Raw genomic sequence first — 16,626 nt, 5'->3', positions numbered from 1 at the left:
GACCGGGGGCACTCCGGGCCGCGTCAGCGGCCCGGGGTGTCCTCGGGGTCGAGTAGCCACTCCCACCCCACCAGCCCCGGGTCCTGCCAGAGCCTCCGCAGCTCCTCGATGACCGCCCCGGCGGCCGTCGCCTCCGGCAGGACGACCGCCAGCGAGAAGCCCACGGCGAAGAACTGCACTGTTCCGCGCCATCCCGGCGGCAGCAGGGACGACACCCGCACCGCCGTGGTCTCCGGCGCCCAGGGCCGCTCGTGGGCCGGCGCGGACGCCGCCGCCGGGGACGGCATCACCAGGACGCGCAGGAACGTCAGCGCGCCGGTGTCCCGCGGTGCGGGCTCGTGAGGGCCGTCGGTCATGCCGCCCGCCCGCCCGGCAGGTCCCGCGCCGCCTTGTCCGCGTCCACCGCGTCCGTCCGTACCGCGCCCGCGTCCACCGCGTCCGTCTGCACGGCCAGGGCCGTCAGCGGCCGCTCCGCGAACATCCGTACGGCGGCACGCGAGACGTCGGCGAGCGGCGCCTCGCGCAGCGCCCGGGGCAGGCGCATGAGCCAGGTCGCGTCGTGCCCGTAGGCGGCGGTCTGACAGAGCATGTCCGCAAGGGCCTCCTGCGTGTCGAACACGCTCAGCACCTGGCCCGCGCAGAAGACCCGCGTGGCGTCCGCCTCGGCCGCAGTGAACGGCTCGCACGCCATCCGGCGCACCCGCTCGCGCAACTCCCGTACCGTCTGCGGCCGGTGCGGTCCCTCGTACCAGGCCCGCAGGTAGGCGCGGTGGCCCGCCGCGGCCGTGTCGCGGCCGGTGATCACGGTCAGGCCGGGGGTGCGGTCGACGGCCAGCCGGGAGCCGAACCAGCCGCCCAGCGCGGCCGTGGCCAGGTAGTCCGCGGCCTCGGTCGCGGTGCTCATCGACGCGGGCGCGCAGAGGGTCACGTGCGCCTCGGCGGCACCCGGCCGGTGCAGGGTCAGCACGGTGTCCTCCCCGTACGCGGTTCCGGGCCCCGGCGCCGCCCTCTCGGGCGTGGCGGCGTCGGCGGCGCTCCACCCGGCGAGGGTACGGGTCACCAGGGCGGCCGTGGCGTCCGGGTCACCGGGACCGGTCACGACGACCACGGCGCCCGCGGGTCCGGGCAGTGCGGCGGCGCCGCCGGCCGCCGGGAGCAGCCGCAGGCGCAGCGCGGCGTCGGCGGTCCGCTGGAGCGCGGTCGCGGGCGGGGCGGGCAAGGCCGGTGCCTGCGCGGACCCGTTCGGGACACCCGATGCGCCCGATCCGCCCGTACCGGCGGCCAGGACCGTCCCGACGACCGTCCGCAGCCAGTCCCCGGCCCGCTCGGCCGGCGCGTGACCGCTCACTTCCAGCCACTGGTCGTCCGTGGTCACCTGGACCGTGCCGAAGTGGCCCGTGGCCCGCCAGGCCGCGCCCGCCCGCAGCTGGGCGTCGTACGCCAGCCGCCGGACCCGGCCGGGGGCCCGCCAGCCGCCCGGACCGAGCGGCGCCTTGATCCGCAGCTCGGCCAGCGGGGTCCGCTCGTCCCGGTAGCAGACCACGCGGGTGCCGGCCGGGGTGAGGGTCTCGGCCCACGCGGGCACGACCGGCTCGCCGGCGGCGCGGGCGGACCGGACCGGGGCGGCCGGGGCCTCGTACGGCGCCGGGCGCGTACGCTCCGGCCCCGGCGTGAGCACCAGCACGGCCCGCGCGGTCCCGCGCAACGCCCGGGCGGCCGCGGCCACTTCGGCGGCGCCGACCCCGGCCAGCAGGTCGGGCAGCTCGGCGAGGAGTCCGGGGCGGCCGAACAACAGCTCCAGCCGGCCCAGCGCGCGGGCCCGGGTCTGGAGGTCGTCGTGCCGGCGCACGTGGTCCAGCGCCAGGTCGCGGACGGCCGTGCGGACGGCCTCGCCGTGGCCCGGCGCGCCCGGCTCCGCCCAGTGGGCCAGCCCCGCGTCGACCCGTTCCACGAACCGCTCGGGCGCGGTGTCCGGCGGCAGCAGCCCGGTGACCACCAGGGTCTCGGGGGCCAGGGCGTCGAGCGGCCCGAAGAAGCCGCAGCTCGTCTCGACGGGACCGCCGCCGCCCTGCGCGCCGGTGGCGCGCAGCAGCCGGGCCAGCACGGTGTGCGCGAGGTACCCGGCCAGGTCGTCGGCGGGGTCCGGCAGCCGGTAGCCGAGCGCCACGGCGGTCGCGGGCACGCCCGGTTCGGTGCCGTACGCCCACCGGTCGGCCTCCGGTGCCTCCTCGCGCAGGTCCGGGCGGGCGGGCACGGGCCGCCCCGGGATGTCCCCGAAGTGCCGCTCGACCAGCGCGCGGGCCTCGGCCGCGTCGAACCCGCCGGCGAGCGTCAGCACGGCGTTGCCGGGCGCGTAGTGCTCGGCGAAGAAGGCCCGGCAGTCGGCCACGGTCGCCGCGCGCAGCCGCTCGGCGTCCCCGTACCCGTCGTGCGCGTTGGCGTACGAGCGGTAGAGCACGGCGGGCAGCAGCGGCCAGGGGAAGCCGCCGTACGGGCGCTCCACCGTCGTCCCGTGGATCTCCAGGGCGACGCCCTCCAGCTGCTCCGCTAGAGCCTCCTCGGTGAACAGCGGCGCCCGCATCCGGTCGGCTTCGGCGAACAGCGCCCCGTCGAGGGCGGAGGCGGGCACGGCCTGGTAGTAGTCCGTGTAGTCCTGGTGCGTGGTGCCGTTCGCGGAGCCGCCGAGCCGGTGGATCCGGTCGTAGAACTCGCCGCCGGTCAGCTGCTCGCTGCCCTGGAACATGAGGTGCTCGAAGAGGTGCGCGAAGCCCTCGCGGCCGGGGGGTTCGGACCGGAACCCGACCCCGTAGTGCACCGCCACCGCCACCCGGGGGTGGCGGTGGGAGGGGGCGAGCAGCACCCGGAGCCCGTTGGGCAGGGTGAACCGGTGCATCAGTGGTCTCCTGGTGCGGTGGGACCGCCGAAACCGGTGAGGTAGCCGAGGAAGCCGGCGAAGCGTTCGACGGTCTCCGGCTGCCAGCCGACGTAGGCGGTGTAGTCGTGCAGGTGCAGGGCGATGCGCAGGGCCGCCAGCCGCGGCCGCAGCGGGCCGAGGGGGCGCCCGTACCCCTCCTCGACGGCGTCGACGAGCCGCTGCCAGGCCGCGCTGTCGCCGCCGAGCTGCCAGGCGAGCTCGGTGAGTTCGCCGACGGCCCAGCCGACGTCGGAGTACCAGGGGGCGAGGCACAGGTCCTCGCCGGCCAGCAGCTCCACGGGGCCGTCGGCGGGGTCGGATACGGGGTTCGCGACGAGCGAGCCGAGGCCGGGCGCGCCGTGGGAGACGACGAGGGCCTGGTCGGCGGCGAGTTCGGCGGTCCAGTCGCGCAGCCGGTGCCAGCGCTGGGTGCCGAGCCGCTCGCGCAGTACGGACGCGGCCTGCGCGGCCCAGACCTCCGGCGCGCGGCCGGCGAGCCACGCGTCGAGCCGGTGCCAGCCGCGCGAGGCGGCGGGCGGGGCCGGCGCGCCGGCCGGGGCCGGGCTCGGGACCGGGGCGGTGTGCAGTGCGGCGAGGGCGCGGCCGAGGGCGTGCAGGGCCGGGCGCAGCCCGGGGTGCGGGCCGTGCCGCAGCAGGTGGCCCGCCACGGACTCGTCCCCGGACAGGCCCCGGTAGGCGCGCGCGCCGCCGGGCAGCTCCTCCCCGTAGACCAGGCGCACGCCCGGGGTCCGGGGGGTCTCGGGGAGGGCGGCCGGGAGCGGGTGGAAGCCGGCGGGTGCGAGCGGTCCGGGCTCCCGGATCCACAGGCCGCCGTGGACGGTCGTGCGCAGCAGCCCGGTCCCGAAGCGGACGGGACCGGCGCCGACGTCCTCGGCGACGCCGTCGACGGCGCCCTCGACGGCGGCGGCGCCCTCGACGGCGGCGGCGGTCACAGCGTGCTCGCCGGCGGCGGGAGGGGCACGGACAGGGCCGCGGCCGCCAGTTCCACGCGGCGCTGCTCGACCATCGCGAGCGCGTCCGGCAGCGGCGCCGGCGCCCAGGCGTCCTCACGGCCCGTGGTCATGGAGAGCCCGGGACGCGGCGGCAGCACGGCCACGTTGGGCCGGGCGGCCAGCGCCGCGTGGTGGGCCCGGTAGGCGGCGCTGTGCAGGCCGCCCGGCGGCAGCGCGGGCAGCAGCACCACCGGGGCGGTGGTGCACTGCGCGGCCAGCAGCGCGGGGCTGTCGGCCAGCCCGAGGGCCAGGCGCGCCATGAAGTGCAGGGTCGCGGGGGCGACGACGACGGCCTCGGCCCACTCGGTCCACAGCACGTGCCGCGCGTGCACCTCGTCCTCGGCCCACCGGTCCGGCAGTACCTCGGCGCCGCTGTGCCCGGCGAGCGTGACCCGGCTGACGAACCGTTCGGCGCTCGCGGTCACCCCGATCCGCAGCTCCAGGGCCGGATAGGTGCTGCGCAGCCAGCCGAGCCAGTACGGCAGTTCGGCGGCGGCGACGGCCCCGGTCACCACGAGCAGCAGCCGCGAGACCCCCAGCGCGGGCGCCGGTACGGCGGCCACGGAACCGGGGGCGGCGACCGCCGCCGCAACGGCCGCCGGGGCCGGCGCGACCGGGGTCGCGACGGCCTGCGTACCGGCGCTCACCGGGTCAGCTCCGGCAGCATCGCCCGCAGGTCGGCCAGCGCGGAGGGCAGACCCTCCACCTGGCACACACCGGTCAGGTTCAGCGCGATCTCGTCGACGCCCACCGCCGCGTACTCCACGAGCCGGTCCCGCACCTCGCTGATGTCACCGTGGACGAACGCGCCGCCCTCGATCACGGCCTTCGCGACGGACAGGGGGTCGGGCTGGTCGATGTCGATGCCCGAGCGGCGCAGCATGTCCTGGTAGTGCGGCATCGACAGGTGCCCGGTGTTGCCCGCCAGGACCAGCTTCGCCGGGTCCCGGTCGGGCGCGGTCAGCGCCACCGGCACCATCGCCACCAGACGCGGCATCGGCCGGCCCGCGGCCTCCGCCCCGGCCCGGAGCTCGGGGACGATGACGTCCCGCAGGTACTTCGGCGGGGTCAGCCACGTGATGGCCACGTCCGCGACCTCGCCGGCCAGCCGGGCCATCTTCGGCCGCAGCACCCCGGCGCCGAGCTCGACGCGCGGCCCCGGCAGGGACGGCAGCCCGATGCGGCAGTCGAAGTACTCGCCCCGCAGCTCGACCTCGCGGTCGGCCAGCAGGCCGCCCATGATGGTGAAGTACTCGCGGACCGCGCCGAGCTGACTGCGGTAGGGCGCGCCCAGCACGTTCTTCTGGAGGATCGCCGCGCCCGGTCCGATGCCGGCCACCACCGGGTGACCGGTGGTCACCGCGAGGGACTTGGCCTGGAGCGCGGCCTCGATCGGGTGCCGGAAGGGCATCAGCGTGACCGCCGTGCCCACCGGGATCCGGAATCCGGAGGCCGCCGCGTACGTGAAGGTCTGGTACGGCTCGGACATCAGAGCCTGGCCCTGCCACAGCCGGTCCGCGGCGCCGGAGGCGACCAGCGCGGCCAGCGGGAGCGCCTGCTCGTGCCGGGTCGGCATGAACGGCATCATGATCGAGTACTTGGTCATGCCGTGACTTCCTTCGTGGACCGGGCAGCCGGGGCGGCGACGCCGCTGAGCAACTGGGCGCTGACCAGTTCGATGTAGGCGGGGCTGGAGTCGAGCAGTTCGTCGTGCGTGCCCTCGGCGATGACCCGGCCGCGGTCCATGACGACGACCTTGGCGGCGTGCCGGACGGTGGACAGTCGGTGGGCGACCACCAGGACGGCGCGGTCCTCGGCGAGGGTGTCGACGATCTGCCGCAGCCGCTGCTCGTTGACGCTGTCGAGCTGCGAGGACGGCTCGTCGAGGAGGACCAGGTTGCTGTCGGCCAGCACCGCGCGGGCCAGGGCGACCCGCTGGCGCTGACCGCCGGAGAGGTCGTGGGCGCCGCCGAGGACGGTGTCCAGGCCGTCGGGCAGGGCCCGGACGGGGGCGTCGAGGCCGACCGCGGCCAGTGCCGCGTACAGCTCCTCGTCGGTCGGCACGGCGGCCAGGCCCAGGCTCAGGTTGGCCCGTACGGTGTCGCCGAGCAGGGTGAACGCCTGGTCGACGAAGGCGATCCGGCCGCGCAGCTCGTTCAGCGGCAGGCTCGCGGCCTGCTCGCCGAACAGGTGCACACGGCCCGACTGCGGCTCCATGAAACGTTCGATGAGGGCCAGCGCGGTGGACTTGCCGGCGCCGGAGAGACCGACGACGGCCGTCAGGCCCTGGGCGGGCACCTCGAAGTCCACGCCACGCAGGACGGGTTCGTCGCCGTAGCCGAAGGTCACGTCCTCGAAGCGGACGGCGGGGGCCGGACCGGGGGTGTTCCGGCCGCCCGCCGTCGGCGTCGGCTCCGCCGTGCCGGGCGCCAGGTCCTCCACCGGCAGGGCGAAGACGTCGTTGAACCGCTGCCGGGAGGTGAGCCCGGCCTGGATCTGCGCGGCACCGGAGGCCGCCATGATCAGGGGAGCGGTCAGCTGGAGCAGGTAGAGGAGGAAGGCGACGAAGTCGGGGAGGGCGAGGTCACCGGAGACGAGCCGGGCGCCGCCGCCGAGCAGTACGGTCAGCAGGGCGATCTGCTGGCCCAGGTTGATCACGGGGACGACCAGCGACTCCATGCGCGCCGCGTCGACGCCGAGCTTCTCCAGCCGTCGTGCGTGACCGTCCAGGGTCCGGCCGACCCGCTCCTCCGCCCGGTACGCCTTGATGATGACGAGGGCGTCGAGCGCGGTGATGAACTGGTGGGTCAGGGTGCCGATGTCGTCCTGCATGTTCTGGTACGTGCGCCGCAGGCCGCGGATCACGACGGCGACGATGGCCAGCGCGCACAGGAACCCGGCCAGGGTGATCAGCAGCAGCACCCAGTCCAGGACACCCATGATGACGATGGTGCCGAGCAGGGTGATCGCGGCCATCGGGAGCTGGATCGGCCCGATGTTGATGGCGCCCTTGAGCTGCATGGCGTCGGCGGTCAGCCGGGTGGCGAGGTCGCCGCTGCCCACCGCCTTGGCGTCGGACAGCCGCATGGCCAGGCCGCGCCGCATCGTGGTGATGCGCAGCCGGCGGACGAGCTGCTCGCCGAGGCGGGACAGCAGGAACGCGGCGAGCGCACCCGCCAGGGCGGAGCCCAGGCCCGTGCCGATCATCAGCAGGGCGGCCCGGGTGAGGCCCTGGCCCTGCTGCACCTGCTGGACCAGCTCGGCGACGACCAGTGGCAGCGCGAGGGTGGCGGCGGCGGAGACCGCCGCGAGCAGGGCGATCACGGCCATCTGGAGCCGGTTGCCGGGTCGGAACAGCTCGCGCAGGATGCGCAGTTCGCCGTCCCAGGAGTCGGCGGCGCGTTCGGCCGCGCGGTCGGCGGCGGCCTGGGCCTGCGCCTCGGCCGCCCTGGTTTCGGTGGTGACGGTCATGACATTCCCCCCAGTCGGGCGTTGCGCAGGGCGGCCCGCGCCTTGACGATGCCGCCGTGCTGGAGCAGGCCGCCGATGTAGATCCGGCCGCCGACGCGCAGCAGCGCGGCGATCGAACCGAGCAACAGGACGGCGGCCAGGGCGATCTCCCACCACGGCACGTTCTCGCTCGCCATCCGGACCGGCATCACGGCCGAGGACAGACCCGGCACCAGGGAGAACACCCGGGTGAGGGTGTCGCTGATCCCGGTGAAGGGTGCCAGCGCGGCCATCAGGCTCAGGGTCTGGAGCATGCTGACCGGGCCGGCCGCGTGCTGGAGGTCCTCGGCCCGGGAGGCCAGGGCCCCCGCGACGGCCCACAGGGCGGCGAAGCCCAGGAAGCCGGGGATGAACCAGAGCACCACGGACACGCTGGTCGCGATCGCGTCGGACGGCGCGTCCACCAGGTCGGCGGCGATGGCGACGGTGACGCCGCCCGCCGCCATGGCACTGATCTGCACGAACGCCACGAGCCCGATGCCGAGCACCTTGCCCGCCAGCAGCTGCCAGGCGTGCACCTTGGCCAGCAGCACCTCCACGATGCGGCTGGACTTCTCCTCCAGGACGCCCTGGGCGATGCCCTGGCCGAACATGAAGGTCAGGAAGAACAGGGCCATCACGCCGATCGCGGCGGTCATGGTCCGCTGGGTCGTGCGGTCCGCGTCCGGGTCGAGCGCGGACACGGTCAGCGGCTGTACGGCCAGGGCCCGCGCGATGGCCGGGTCGGACAGTCCGCCCTCCCGCAGCCGGTCGGTGGTCTGCGCCGTGCGGTGGGCCTCGTACAGCGGGCCGGCCAGCGGCTCCGGCAGCTTCTCGCGGACCAGGACCCGGCCGTCGCCGACCAGTGCGGCGTCGGCCTTCTCCTTCCGTACGGCGGCCTCCGCGGCCGCCTCGTCCTCGTAGGAGACGACCTCCACGCCGCCCGCGCCACCGTCGCCGGATGCCCCGGCGGTCTGCGCGCGCAGCGCTTCGGTCAGGTCCCGGTGCTCGCCGACGACGGCGAGGACCGGACGGTCCGCCGCGCCGCTGAACACCTTCTGCAGCCCGAGGGCACCGCAGAACACCAGGATCATCATGACCAGGGAGGCCCACAGTTCCTTGCGCTGGAACTGCGTGACGATCTCGCGCCAGGCGACGAGCCCGACGAGGGTGAGCGGCCCGTGCGGGGTGTTCCGGTTCATGCTGCCACCGCCTCGCGGAAGATTTCGGTCAGGGACGACTCGCGCCAGGCGAAGTGGACGATGTCGCCGTGGGCCTGGGCGGCCGAGAGGATCTCCCGCACGGGGACCTGCTCGTCGACCTCCAGCGTGTAGCGGTCGTGCCGCGTCTCGACGACGCGGGCGCCCGCAACGGCCGACGCCCACCCGGCCGGAGCGCCCTCCAAGGCGATCTCCAGGCGACGGGTGGTGCTGCCGCGCAGTTCCTCCACCGTCCCCTCGGCGACCAGGGCGCCGTCGCGGACGATGCCCACCCGGTCGCACAGCCGCTCCACCAGGTCGAGCTGGTGGCTGGAGAAGACGACGGGGACGCCGTCGCGGGTGAACTCCGTGAGTGCCTGGGCCATCGCGTCGGAGGCGACCGGGTCGAGGCCGGAGAACGGCTCGTCCAGGATCAGCACACCGGGTCGGTGGATCAGCGCGGCGATCAGCTGGACCTTCTGCTGGTTGCCCAGCGACAGCTTGTCCAGCACGTCCTTGGGGCCCATCTTGACCCCGAGGCGCTCGATCCACTCGTCGGCGTGGGCCTTGGCCTCGCGGGCCCCCATGCCGCTGAGACGGGCGAAGTAGACCAGCTGGTCGCGGGGGCGCATCTTGCCGTACAGGCCCCGCTCCTCGGGCATGTAGCCGATGAGGCGGCGGCTGGCGCTGTCGACCGGGCGGCCCTCGAAGCGGACCTCGCCGGTGTCGGCGGCCAGCATGCCGAGCGCGATGCGCATGGCGGTGGTCTTGCCTGCGCCGTTGGCGCCGCAGAACCCGTACAGCTCACCGGGACGGACCTGGAACGACAGTCCGCGCAGGACCTTCTTGTCGCCGAACGCCTTGGTGAGAGCGTCGAACTCAAGCACCGGCCACCTCCGGGACGCGGTCCCCGGCGACGGCCGGGGCGAACTCGACGACGGACCGGACCGGGGTGACCGGACCCTGCCAGGTCGGGGTGAGACCGGCCCGATCGGCCAGGTCCTTGACGGCCTCGACGGTGCGGGCGGGGACCGGGACGGTGGCGGCGACGCGCAGCGCGGTGTCGGCGGCGGCCAGGCCCGTGCCCATCTCGGGCAGGTTGATCTCGGCGAGGAGCACCCGCCCGTCGGGGCCGGCGGCCTCGGCGACGCGGCGCAGGATGGCCACGGACTTCTCGTCGCTCCAGTCGGCGAGGATCCCCGACAGCAGGTAGACGTCGTGGCCCTTGGGCAGTTCCTCGAAGAAGCTGGCGGCGACGGCGGTGCCGCGGTCGGCCAGGCCCGCCTCCTCGATGCGGCGGGCGGCGATCCCCGCGACGTTGGGCAGGTCGATGACGGTGCCCCGCAGGTGCGGGTGGGCCCGCAGCAGCTCGATGAGCAGGGTGCCGTTGTTGCCGCCGACGTCGGCGACGCTGCGGACCGCGGACCAGTCGTACGCCCGGATGACGGCGTCGGCGTCCCAGCCGGCCTCCGTCGGCCCCTCGGCCTCCAGGGCTCTGACGTAGACCGGGTCGGTGTTGATCTCGTCCCAGTAGTCGCGGCCGAACACGGCGGCGTGGGAGGCCTCGCCGGTGCGCACGGTGTGTAGCAGGCCCACCAGTCCGAGGGAGACCCGGCCGAACAGGCCCTCCATGCTGAGGTACTGGGCCAGGCTCGGCTCATTGGTGCGCAGCAGGGGGCGGGACAGGTCGGTGAGGGCGTGGACGCCGTCGGCGTCGACCGTGAACAGCCCCAGCTCCACGAGGTAGCGCAGGAGTTTGGCGAACACCTCGGGGTGCGCGCCGGCCCGTTCGGCCAGCGTCGCGGCGGTGCCGCCTCCTTCGGCCACCAGGTCGGCGATGCCGAGGGTGGCGGCCACGCGGACGGCGTTGGGCTTGAGGAGGTCGGACATGTCGAGGAGGGTCTGGGTGTGTGCGCTGTTGTCGGTCATTCGCCTGGGCTTCCCGTTGTGGAGGTGAGGGGGTCTATGGGCACGGGGCCCGGAAGTGGGGCGGGCACGGTGCCCGGAAAGTCAGGTGCGGGCGCGGGGCCCGGGGACGGGGCGGTGAGGCCCCGGGGGGCGGCGGGTGCCCGGTGTCGGGCACCCGCCGCGGGCGTTTTAGCCCGGCCCGTTGGTGGTGACGTAGCTGAGCGCGAAGCTCGCGACGGCGCCGCAGAACGGGGTGGTGGCCGGGGCGCCGGTCACCGCGTCGACCTCGATCTCGTCGGCGTCGGCGTAGGACTCGTAGCCGGTCACCAGGTCTTCGAGCGTGCTCTGGTCGTTGGTCATGGTGTTCGTCTCCCTTCAAAGGGTGTGTGTGGACGGTGGGTTGGGGTGAGGCTCCGGCTTAGCCGGGTCCGTTGGTGGTGACGTAGCTGAGCATGAAGCTCGCGGCGGCACCGCAGAACGGGGTGGTGGCCGGGGCGCCGGTCACCGCGTCGACCTCGATCTCGTCGGCGTCGGCGTAGGACTCGTAGCCCGTCACCAGCTCCTCGAGGGTGTTCTGGTCGTGGGACATGTTGTTCACCTCCCTTCGTCGCCTGGTTGCGTACGGGGGACGGCGACTGCGGGAATCCCGCGGGGGATCAGCAGCCGAGCTTGTAGGTGGCGCCACCGGCGGCGGAGGCGGCGGCCGAGGCGCACCAGCCGGAGGACACGGCGGACGCGGCGATGGTCGCGGCGCAGACCGGGGTGGTGGCCGGGGCGTCGGCGACGGCCTGGATGCCCAGCTCAGAGGCCTCGGCGTAGGTGTTGTAGCCGGCGACCAGGTCCATCATCGAAGCGTTGTCCATGGTTCTTCTCCTTGTGGATGGGTGCCCGGTGGGCACCGAGAGGTGTGCCGTACGTGGTGCACGTGCGGTACGTACTGAGGTGGAAGCAGGGAGCAGGTGCGCGGGCACTCACGCCCTGCAGCCCCCTCAGGCCGCGGCAGCCGTCGAGGCGGTGCCGGTCGCGCCCGGTGTGGCGGGTGCGGGGAGTTCCGGCGAGGTGAGGTTGCGCGCCGGGCGGTGCGGGTCGATGCCTGCCTGGGTGAAGCGGGCGGTGAGCGCCTCGGCCAGCGGGGTGCCGTGCCGGGCCCGGTCGAGCAGGGCTTCGGCGGCGGCGCCGGCGCGGTGCTGTCCGAAGCTGAGGCCGCGCATGGCCGGCCGGTGGTCCGCGGGCTCGAAGGCCACGCCGACGCCGGGGGCGACGCGGTGGACGAAGTGCGAGGTCTCGGAGCCCAGTCCGGGCAGGGACGGAGCCAGTTCGGCGAGGACTGGAACGGCGTGCCAGGCGTCGGGCTGGAGGTAGACGACGAGGGCGTCGCGCCGCGGGTAGAGCGGCAGGCAGGAGAGGACCTTGGCCTGGTACGCGATCTCCAGCTCGTTGAGCCGGGTCAGGACGGCCTGCCAGGCCTGCGGAGCGGCCTGGGAGTCGGTCAGGTTCAGGTAGACGCGCAGCAGTTCGGCGGGCGCGCCCCGGTTGACCGGGCTGGTGACGACGAAGAAGCCGGGGGAGAGCGCGGGCCGCGCGGCCGGTACACCGAGTTCCACGGGGGTGCCGGGGGCCGGGTCGGTGACGCTCATGGTCCGCCGGGGGACCCAGGTCCGGATGCCGTCCCGCAGGACGAGCACGTCGGCGGCGTCGGCGGGGGTGCCGGGCGGCTGGGGCAGCACCACGGCCTCGGCGGTGACGCTGCGGTGCGGGACGGCCTCGCCGAGGCGGCGCTCGAAGTCGGTGTCGCGCAGGATCCGCGGCAGCTTGGAGGCCGACTCGTCCTGGCCGGAGTGCAGGGTCTCGTACAGGGCGGTGCCCAGCAGGGTCTTGAGCTCGCCGGGGCTGTCCGCGGTCAGTTCGCGGCCGGCGACGGTCGCGGAGAGGCGGTCGTCGGCGATGCGGACGCCGTCCAGGGCGTGGAGCAGCGCGGCGGGCGGCGCTTGGGTCGTGCTGGTGGCCGTACTCGTTCTCGTTCTTGTTCTTGTTCTCGTGTCCGTGCTCACGGGGTGACCTCCAATCCGAGTGCGGTGACGAACTTCTGGGGGTGGAGAAGGATGTTGCGGCCGATTCCGGCGGCCGCCCGCTCGATGCCGGACAGGCGCATCCGCTGCGTGCTGCCGGCGATCAGGCGGTCGAGCATGTGCCAGCCGGCGAAGCCGGTGGCGCGCTCGGGCAGTCCGGGGTCCATGTCGGGGCGTACGGCGGCGTACTCCCGCCAGAAGTGCCGGATCTTGGGCCGCAGGCGTTCGATCTTGGCCACGCCGCGGCTGAGGATCGCCTCGTGGGTGAGCTCGTACTCCTCGGGCCCGCTGCCCTCTTCGTCGCCACGGGTGGTGACCACGTCGAGGATGGAGCGGTAGAGCCACTCGCCGGCGAAGCTGCCCACGTCGCGGGCGGGGTCGGCGAGCCGGAACTCTTCCCAGTCCGCCACGTACAGGCCCTCGTCGGTGAGCAGGAGCTGGTCGACGCGGAAGTCGCAGTGGGAGGGGACCTTGGGTGCGGCGGCTTCGGCGGCGCGCAGCCGCGTCAGTGCCTCGACCAGTTGTGCGTCGCTCTGCATCAGGCGCCAGGCCTGGAGTTCGGCGAAGCCCAGGTTGTCGAACATGCCCGGGGGCAGGCCCTGGAGGAAGGCCAGGGAGGGCAGCGCCGGCGGGGTGGTGTCCAGTTCCTCGGGGTCGGGGTGCCGCGCACTGTGCAGGAGGCCGATGGCGCGGCCGACCTGGCCGGCCAGCTCGTCGTCGAAGCTCTCGTCCACCATCAGCTCGGCACCGCTGCGGGCCCCGTCGAGGTAGGTGAAGGCGACCAGCCGTTCGGGGGTGTCGTTGCCCAGGAAGACCGGGCCGCGCAGTGCGTGGGGCGGGAGGGTGACGGCGAACCGCTCGAAGGCGAGCAGGCGCCGCATCCGGTCGCGGACGTCATCGCCGGTTCCGACGAGCCGTTTGACGAAGACCTCCCGGCCGCTTTCCGTGCTGCCGGCCCATATCTCGTTGCGGCCTATCGGTGCGGAGACCGAATTCCTGTCGAAGTGGCCGAATCCCATGCGGTCGAGAAAGGCTTCCACCGCCGGAACTCCGTCGAGATCGACGGGAGCGAATGTGGTCGACATCGGGTGGCCGGCCTCAGATGCTCTGCGTCGCGGGACCGGTGCCCGCGGGCGGGCTCTGCCAGCCGGGGATCTGCTGGCTCGGGCCCTGCTGGCCGGGGCCCTTCTGGTTCGGGCCCTTCTGGCCCGGGTTCTGCCAGCCCGGGATGGAAACGGCCGTGACCTGCGGCTGCGTCGGCTCGGTGGGCGTCTCGTCGGCCACCGTGGCGGCGCTCGTGGTGACCTGGTGAATGCCGGCCGGGGCGGCGGAACGGTCCTCCGAGTCACCCGAATTGGTCAGGGTCGCGACGGCGATTCCGGCGACCAGTCCCAGTACGGTGAATACGTAGACCGAGCGCTTCTTCGAACGTTCCTTGGCGGTGGCCGACTTCGTCATTTCGTTTCCCCTCGTGGTGTCGTTTCCTTCTCGACGTGGACAACTCTGCCGCGCCGGAAGGCCCCTGAGAGGGAAAGAACCGTTCAGCTTCCTGTATGAGCGGTTCAGCTTCCTGCACCCCCTCCGGTACCGCTGACGAGGCCCGGGAAACGAAACAGGCCCAGGTCGCTGACCTGGGCCTTCTTGGGGGAGCGGGATCGACCGCGCGGGGGCGCCCTATCCGAGAGGTGTGCGCGCGGCCGCCACGATCCTCTCCAGCGCCGAGGCGTGCCGCTGGAACGCCCGACGCCCGTGCGGGGTGACGCGGAGACCTGCTTGGACAGGGCCGAGTCGCTGGTGCCCACCGCGTCCCGGACGAAGCCGAACTCCACCCAGCGGCCGGGCACAGGAGCGCGACGATCGAGAGTCGCGCCGGAACGTGCAGGAACTCCTGGGAAAGGGGGGGCGCATGTCTGGGAGCGGAACTCGGGAAGCATCGGCGGTCCTTACACGACTTCCACGGCCCCAGTGGGCGGCAGGCCGCCAGGACCGGGATCACGGGGCGGCTGAACAGACCATGTCCGGTGGTGCCGGCCCGGTGGTTCGAGGCAGGCCTCGGGCAATCCTCCTGCGGCCAGGCTCCTAACATGAGCGCGTGGTTGCCAGTGGCGCCCAGCCCAGCAGTCCGAGCCAGGAAGGGAAGCAGTGTCCCGCGACGACGTCGAAACCGCCGGTGGGTCTTCCGCACCGACGGTCGGAGGATGCGAGGCAAGTGGTCCTCCCTCCGGATCGCACCGTGACAAGGCCGCCGAGGACTCCCACCCGGTCGCCGACCTGGTCGAGCGAGCGGCCGATCTGGTGGAGCCGCTCAAGCCGAAGCTACGAGGCTGGCTTCACGCCGGAATGGTCCCCGCATCGCTGGCCGCGGGCATCGTCCTCATCTGCCTGGCGGGGACACCGCACGCCGCCCTGGCCTGCACCGTGTACTCCGTCACCGCCTGGATGCTGTTCGGGACGAGCGCCGTCTACCACCTCGGCACGTGGGGACCACTCGGTGAGGCCGTTCTGCGTCGCCTCGACCACGCCAACATCTTCCTGATCATCGCCGGTACCTGTACCCCGCTTGCCGTGCTCCTTCTCCCCCCTGACCAGCGGTCCGTCCTGCTGTGGATCGTGTGGACGGGCGCTCTGGCCGGCATCGCCTTCCGTGTCCTGTGGGTCGGAGCTCCCCGCTGGCTGTACACCCCCTGCTACCTGGCCCTGGGCTGGGCACCGGTGCGTTACCTGCCCGACTTCCTGGACAGTGGCGGGGTGGCCGTACTCGCCTTGATCGTGACGGGCGGGCTTCTCTACAGTGCGGGCGCGGTGGTCTACGCCCTTCAGCGCCCCGACCCCTCGCCCCGCTGGTTCGGCTTCCACGAGGTCTTCCACGCCCTGACCGTGGCAGCCTTCACCGCGCACTACATCGCCATCTCCTTCGCCGTCTACTGAGCACGGCAATGTTCTCCCCGGGGGCTGCTGTCGCCCTGGGGCGGGCGAGAGTGGCCGGCTGGCCGGCTGGCTTCGGGTCAGGGTGCGAGGGGGCGGCGGAGGGAGAGGTAGTAGTTGCCGACGGCGGACAGGTAGCGGTGGTCAGCCGTTTCGCTGTCGGTGGTGAACCGGGGAGCGGCTTTGATCTGTTCCCGGGTCCCTGTCACCTTTACCGTCCGTGTTTCGGTGTCGATGCCGGCGACGGCGCCGGCCGGGATCAGAATGCTCTTGCCGAACACCCACACGCCGGTGTCGACGACCAGGTGTTGCATGCCGGGCTGGTCCTGCTGGCGGTCCACGTGCCCGATGGTTCCGTCAGCCGCCTCAACCGTGAAGCCCACCAGCGACTGCCGGGACGTGTAGCCACTGTCCTGTGCGTACGCCCACACACCGCTCACAACCCCGTCTCCTCATTCTCGGCTCGGAGGCGGCGGCCACAGCCACACCGCCGGCTTGACTCGTCCATCCCCATGCCCCGGTGCTTGGCTCGCAACCGGCTCCTCGGAGGATTCCGGGCGTGCGCGCTATGCCGGTGGCCGGGCGGCGTCCCCGAGTAGGGCCGATGCCTGCCGCTCGGGTGAACCAGTCAGGCGGCTGGGCGGGCAAGCGGGTGGCCGCCTCGTGATGCTCCCCGACGGCATGATTGAGCGCCGCGCCGTGGAGGTCGATCTGCCCTCCCCGATAGGCGCACGGGCGATCTCCACCCCCCGCGCGGCCTCCCCCGCTCTGGTCGCCGCGATTCTGCCGCGCCCACGGCGGCCGTCTCCAGGACGCCGCGACGGGCCATGTGCCTGGACTGGCCCGGTACCCACGAGCTCACACGCAGCGCTGACGCGGGGGCGGACCTGGCGCAGGCGTCCGCGCCCGAACAGCACTCTTTTCGACGACCGAGGCCCGCCTGTTCCGACGGGCACCCACGGGGTCAGGCCGAGGGCGGCGGCGCGGATGATTCGGCGGCGCGCCGGTACTCGGCGTTGATGCGCTGGGCTTCTTCGAGCTGGTCTTCGAGGATGATGATGCGGCAGGCGGCCTCGATGGGGGTGCCCTGGTCGACGAGTTCCCGGGCG

At 73.8% G+C, this 16,626-nt stretch carries 17 protein-coding genes and 2 pseudogenes; 1 reads left to right on the top strand and 18 read right to left on the bottom strand.

Features of this window, described 5'->3' with window-relative positions:
• Window positions 1–23: 23 nt before the first annotated feature.
• The 16 genes and pseudogenes from IF88_RS42390 to IF88_RS48350 all read right to left on the bottom strand — a co-directional run bounded on the left by IF88_RS42390 (window position 24) and on the right by IF88_RS48350 (window position 14,474).
• On the bottom strand, window positions 24–356 hold the full coding sequence (locus IF88_RS42390; protein WP_051837684.1) for a hypothetical protein: 333 nt from the start codon (window positions 354–356) through the stop codon (window positions 24–26).
• Window positions 353–2,893, bottom strand: a complete 2,541-nt coding sequence (locus IF88_RS47410; RefSeq protein ID WP_063754851.1) for a M16 family metallopeptidase — start codon at window positions 2,891–2,893, stop codon at window positions 353–355. Before IF88_RS47410 ends, IF88_RS42390 begins: the two co-directional genes overlap by 4 nt.
• Entirely contained in the window at window positions 2,893–3,867 is a 975-nt protein-coding gene (locus tag IF88_RS42385) for a hypothetical protein (protein ID WP_030718544.1), read from the bottom strand. Before IF88_RS42385 ends, IF88_RS47410 begins: the two co-directional genes overlap by 1 nt.
• Complete coding sequence (locus IF88_RS0128345) at window positions 3,864–4,574, bottom strand: flavoprotein (RefSeq protein ID WP_234323730.1); 711 nt, start codon at window positions 4,572–4,574, stop codon at window positions 3,864–3,866. Before IF88_RS0128345 ends, IF88_RS42385 begins: the two co-directional genes overlap by 4 nt.
• Window positions 4,571–5,533, bottom strand: coding sequence for an LLM class flavin-dependent oxidoreductase (locus tag IF88_RS0128340; protein WP_030718537.1), 963 nt, complete (start codon window positions 5,531–5,533; stop codon window positions 4,571–4,573). The genes IF88_RS0128345 and IF88_RS0128340 overlap by 4 nt, the downstream gene beginning before the upstream one ends.
• Complete coding sequence (locus tag IF88_RS0128335; RefSeq protein ID WP_078893197.1) at window positions 5,530–7,398, bottom strand: ABC transporter ATP-binding protein; 1,869 nt, start codon at window positions 7,396–7,398, stop codon at window positions 5,530–5,532. The genes IF88_RS0128340 and IF88_RS0128335 overlap by 4 nt, the downstream gene beginning before the upstream one ends.
• Window positions 7,395–8,618: an ABC transporter permease gene (locus IF88_RS0128330; protein ID WP_030718532.1), complete on the bottom strand. Its 1,224-nt coding sequence runs from the start codon at window positions 8,616–8,618 to the stop codon at window positions 7,395–7,397. Before IF88_RS0128330 ends, IF88_RS0128335 begins: the two co-directional genes overlap by 4 nt.
• On the bottom strand, window positions 8,615–9,502 hold the full coding sequence (locus IF88_RS0128325; RefSeq protein WP_030718529.1) for an ABC transporter ATP-binding protein: 888 nt from the start codon (window positions 9,500–9,502) through the stop codon (window positions 8,615–8,617). Before IF88_RS0128325 ends, IF88_RS0128330 begins: the two co-directional genes overlap by 4 nt.
• On the bottom strand, window positions 9,495–10,544 hold the full coding sequence (locus tag IF88_RS0128320; RefSeq protein ID WP_030718526.1) for a methyltransferase: 1,050 nt from the start codon (window positions 10,542–10,544) through the stop codon (window positions 9,495–9,497). Before IF88_RS0128320 ends, IF88_RS0128325 begins: the two co-directional genes overlap by 8 nt.
• 168 nt (window positions 10,545–10,712) lie before the next feature.
• A complete protein-coding gene (locus tag IF88_RS46760) occupies window positions 10,713–10,883 on the bottom strand; it encodes an LxmA leader domain family RiPP (RefSeq protein ID WP_158754607.1) in 171 nt (56 codons plus the stop codon).
• 58 nt (window positions 10,884–10,941) lie between these two features.
• Complete coding sequence (locus IF88_RS0128310; protein WP_158717266.1) at window positions 10,942–11,112, bottom strand: LxmA leader domain family RiPP; 171 nt, start codon at window positions 11,110–11,112, stop codon at window positions 10,942–10,944.
• Window positions 11,113–11,179: 67 nt separating this feature from the next.
• Window positions 11,180–11,386 carry an LxmA leader domain family RiPP gene (locus IF88_RS0128305; protein WP_030718520.1) on the bottom strand — a complete coding sequence of 69 codons (207 nt, stop codon included), beginning with the start codon at window positions 11,384–11,386 and terminating at the stop codon, window positions 11,180–11,182.
• 126 nt (window positions 11,387–11,512) lie between these two features.
• Window positions 11,513–12,574 carry a T3SS effector HopA1 family protein gene (locus tag IF88_RS0128300; protein WP_051837683.1) on the bottom strand — a complete coding sequence of 354 codons (1,062 nt, stop codon included), beginning with the start codon at window positions 12,572–12,574 and terminating at the stop codon, window positions 11,513–11,515.
• Window positions 12,571–13,677 (bottom strand): class V lanthionine synthetase subunit LxmK, encoded by a 1,107-nt coding sequence (gene lxmK / locus IF88_RS0128295; RefSeq protein ID WP_030718516.1) that lies wholly within the window; start codon window positions 13,675–13,677, stop codon window positions 12,571–12,573. The genes IF88_RS0128300 and lxmK overlap by 4 nt, the downstream gene beginning before the upstream one ends.
• A 13-nt stretch (window positions 13,678–13,690) precedes the next feature.
• Window positions 13,691–14,050: a hypothetical protein gene (locus tag IF88_RS0128290; protein ID WP_030718515.1), complete on the bottom strand. Its 360-nt coding sequence runs from the start codon at window positions 14,048–14,050 to the stop codon at window positions 13,691–13,693.
• A 216-nt stretch (window positions 14,051–14,266) separates the two neighbouring features.
• A pseudogene (locus IF88_RS48350) lies at window positions 14,267–14,474 on the bottom strand (hypothetical protein).
• 260 nt (window positions 14,475–14,734) lie between these two features.
• Between IF88_RS48350 and trhA the strand changes: the two are divergent.
• Window positions 14,735–15,520 (top strand): PAQR family membrane homeostasis protein TrhA, encoded by a 786-nt coding sequence (gene trhA, locus IF88_RS0128285; RefSeq protein WP_078893196.1) that lies wholly within the window; start codon window positions 14,735–14,737, stop codon window positions 15,518–15,520.
• A 77-nt stretch (window positions 15,521–15,597) separates the two neighbouring features.
• On the opposite strand, the gene IF88_RS0128280 is transcribed toward trhA, so the two are convergent.
• Together IF88_RS0128280 and IF88_RS0128275 are read right to left on the bottom strand one after the other, a co-directional pair.
• A complete protein-coding gene (locus IF88_RS0128280) occupies window positions 15,598–15,957 on the bottom strand; it encodes a PRC-barrel domain-containing protein (protein ID WP_030718512.1) in 360 nt (119 codons plus the stop codon).
• Between the two features lie 524 nt (window positions 15,958–16,481).
• Window positions 16,482–16,626 (bottom strand): annotated as a pseudogene (locus IF88_RS0128275) (MerR family transcriptional regulator); the annotation flags it as partial.

It is taken from the genome of Streptomyces sp. NRRL F-2580, assembly GCF_000720115.1.
Classification (GTDB): domain Bacteria; phylum Actinomycetota; class Actinomycetes; order Streptomycetales; family Streptomycetaceae; genus Streptomyces.
This window is presented reverse-complemented; position numbering and strand designations above follow the sequence as displayed.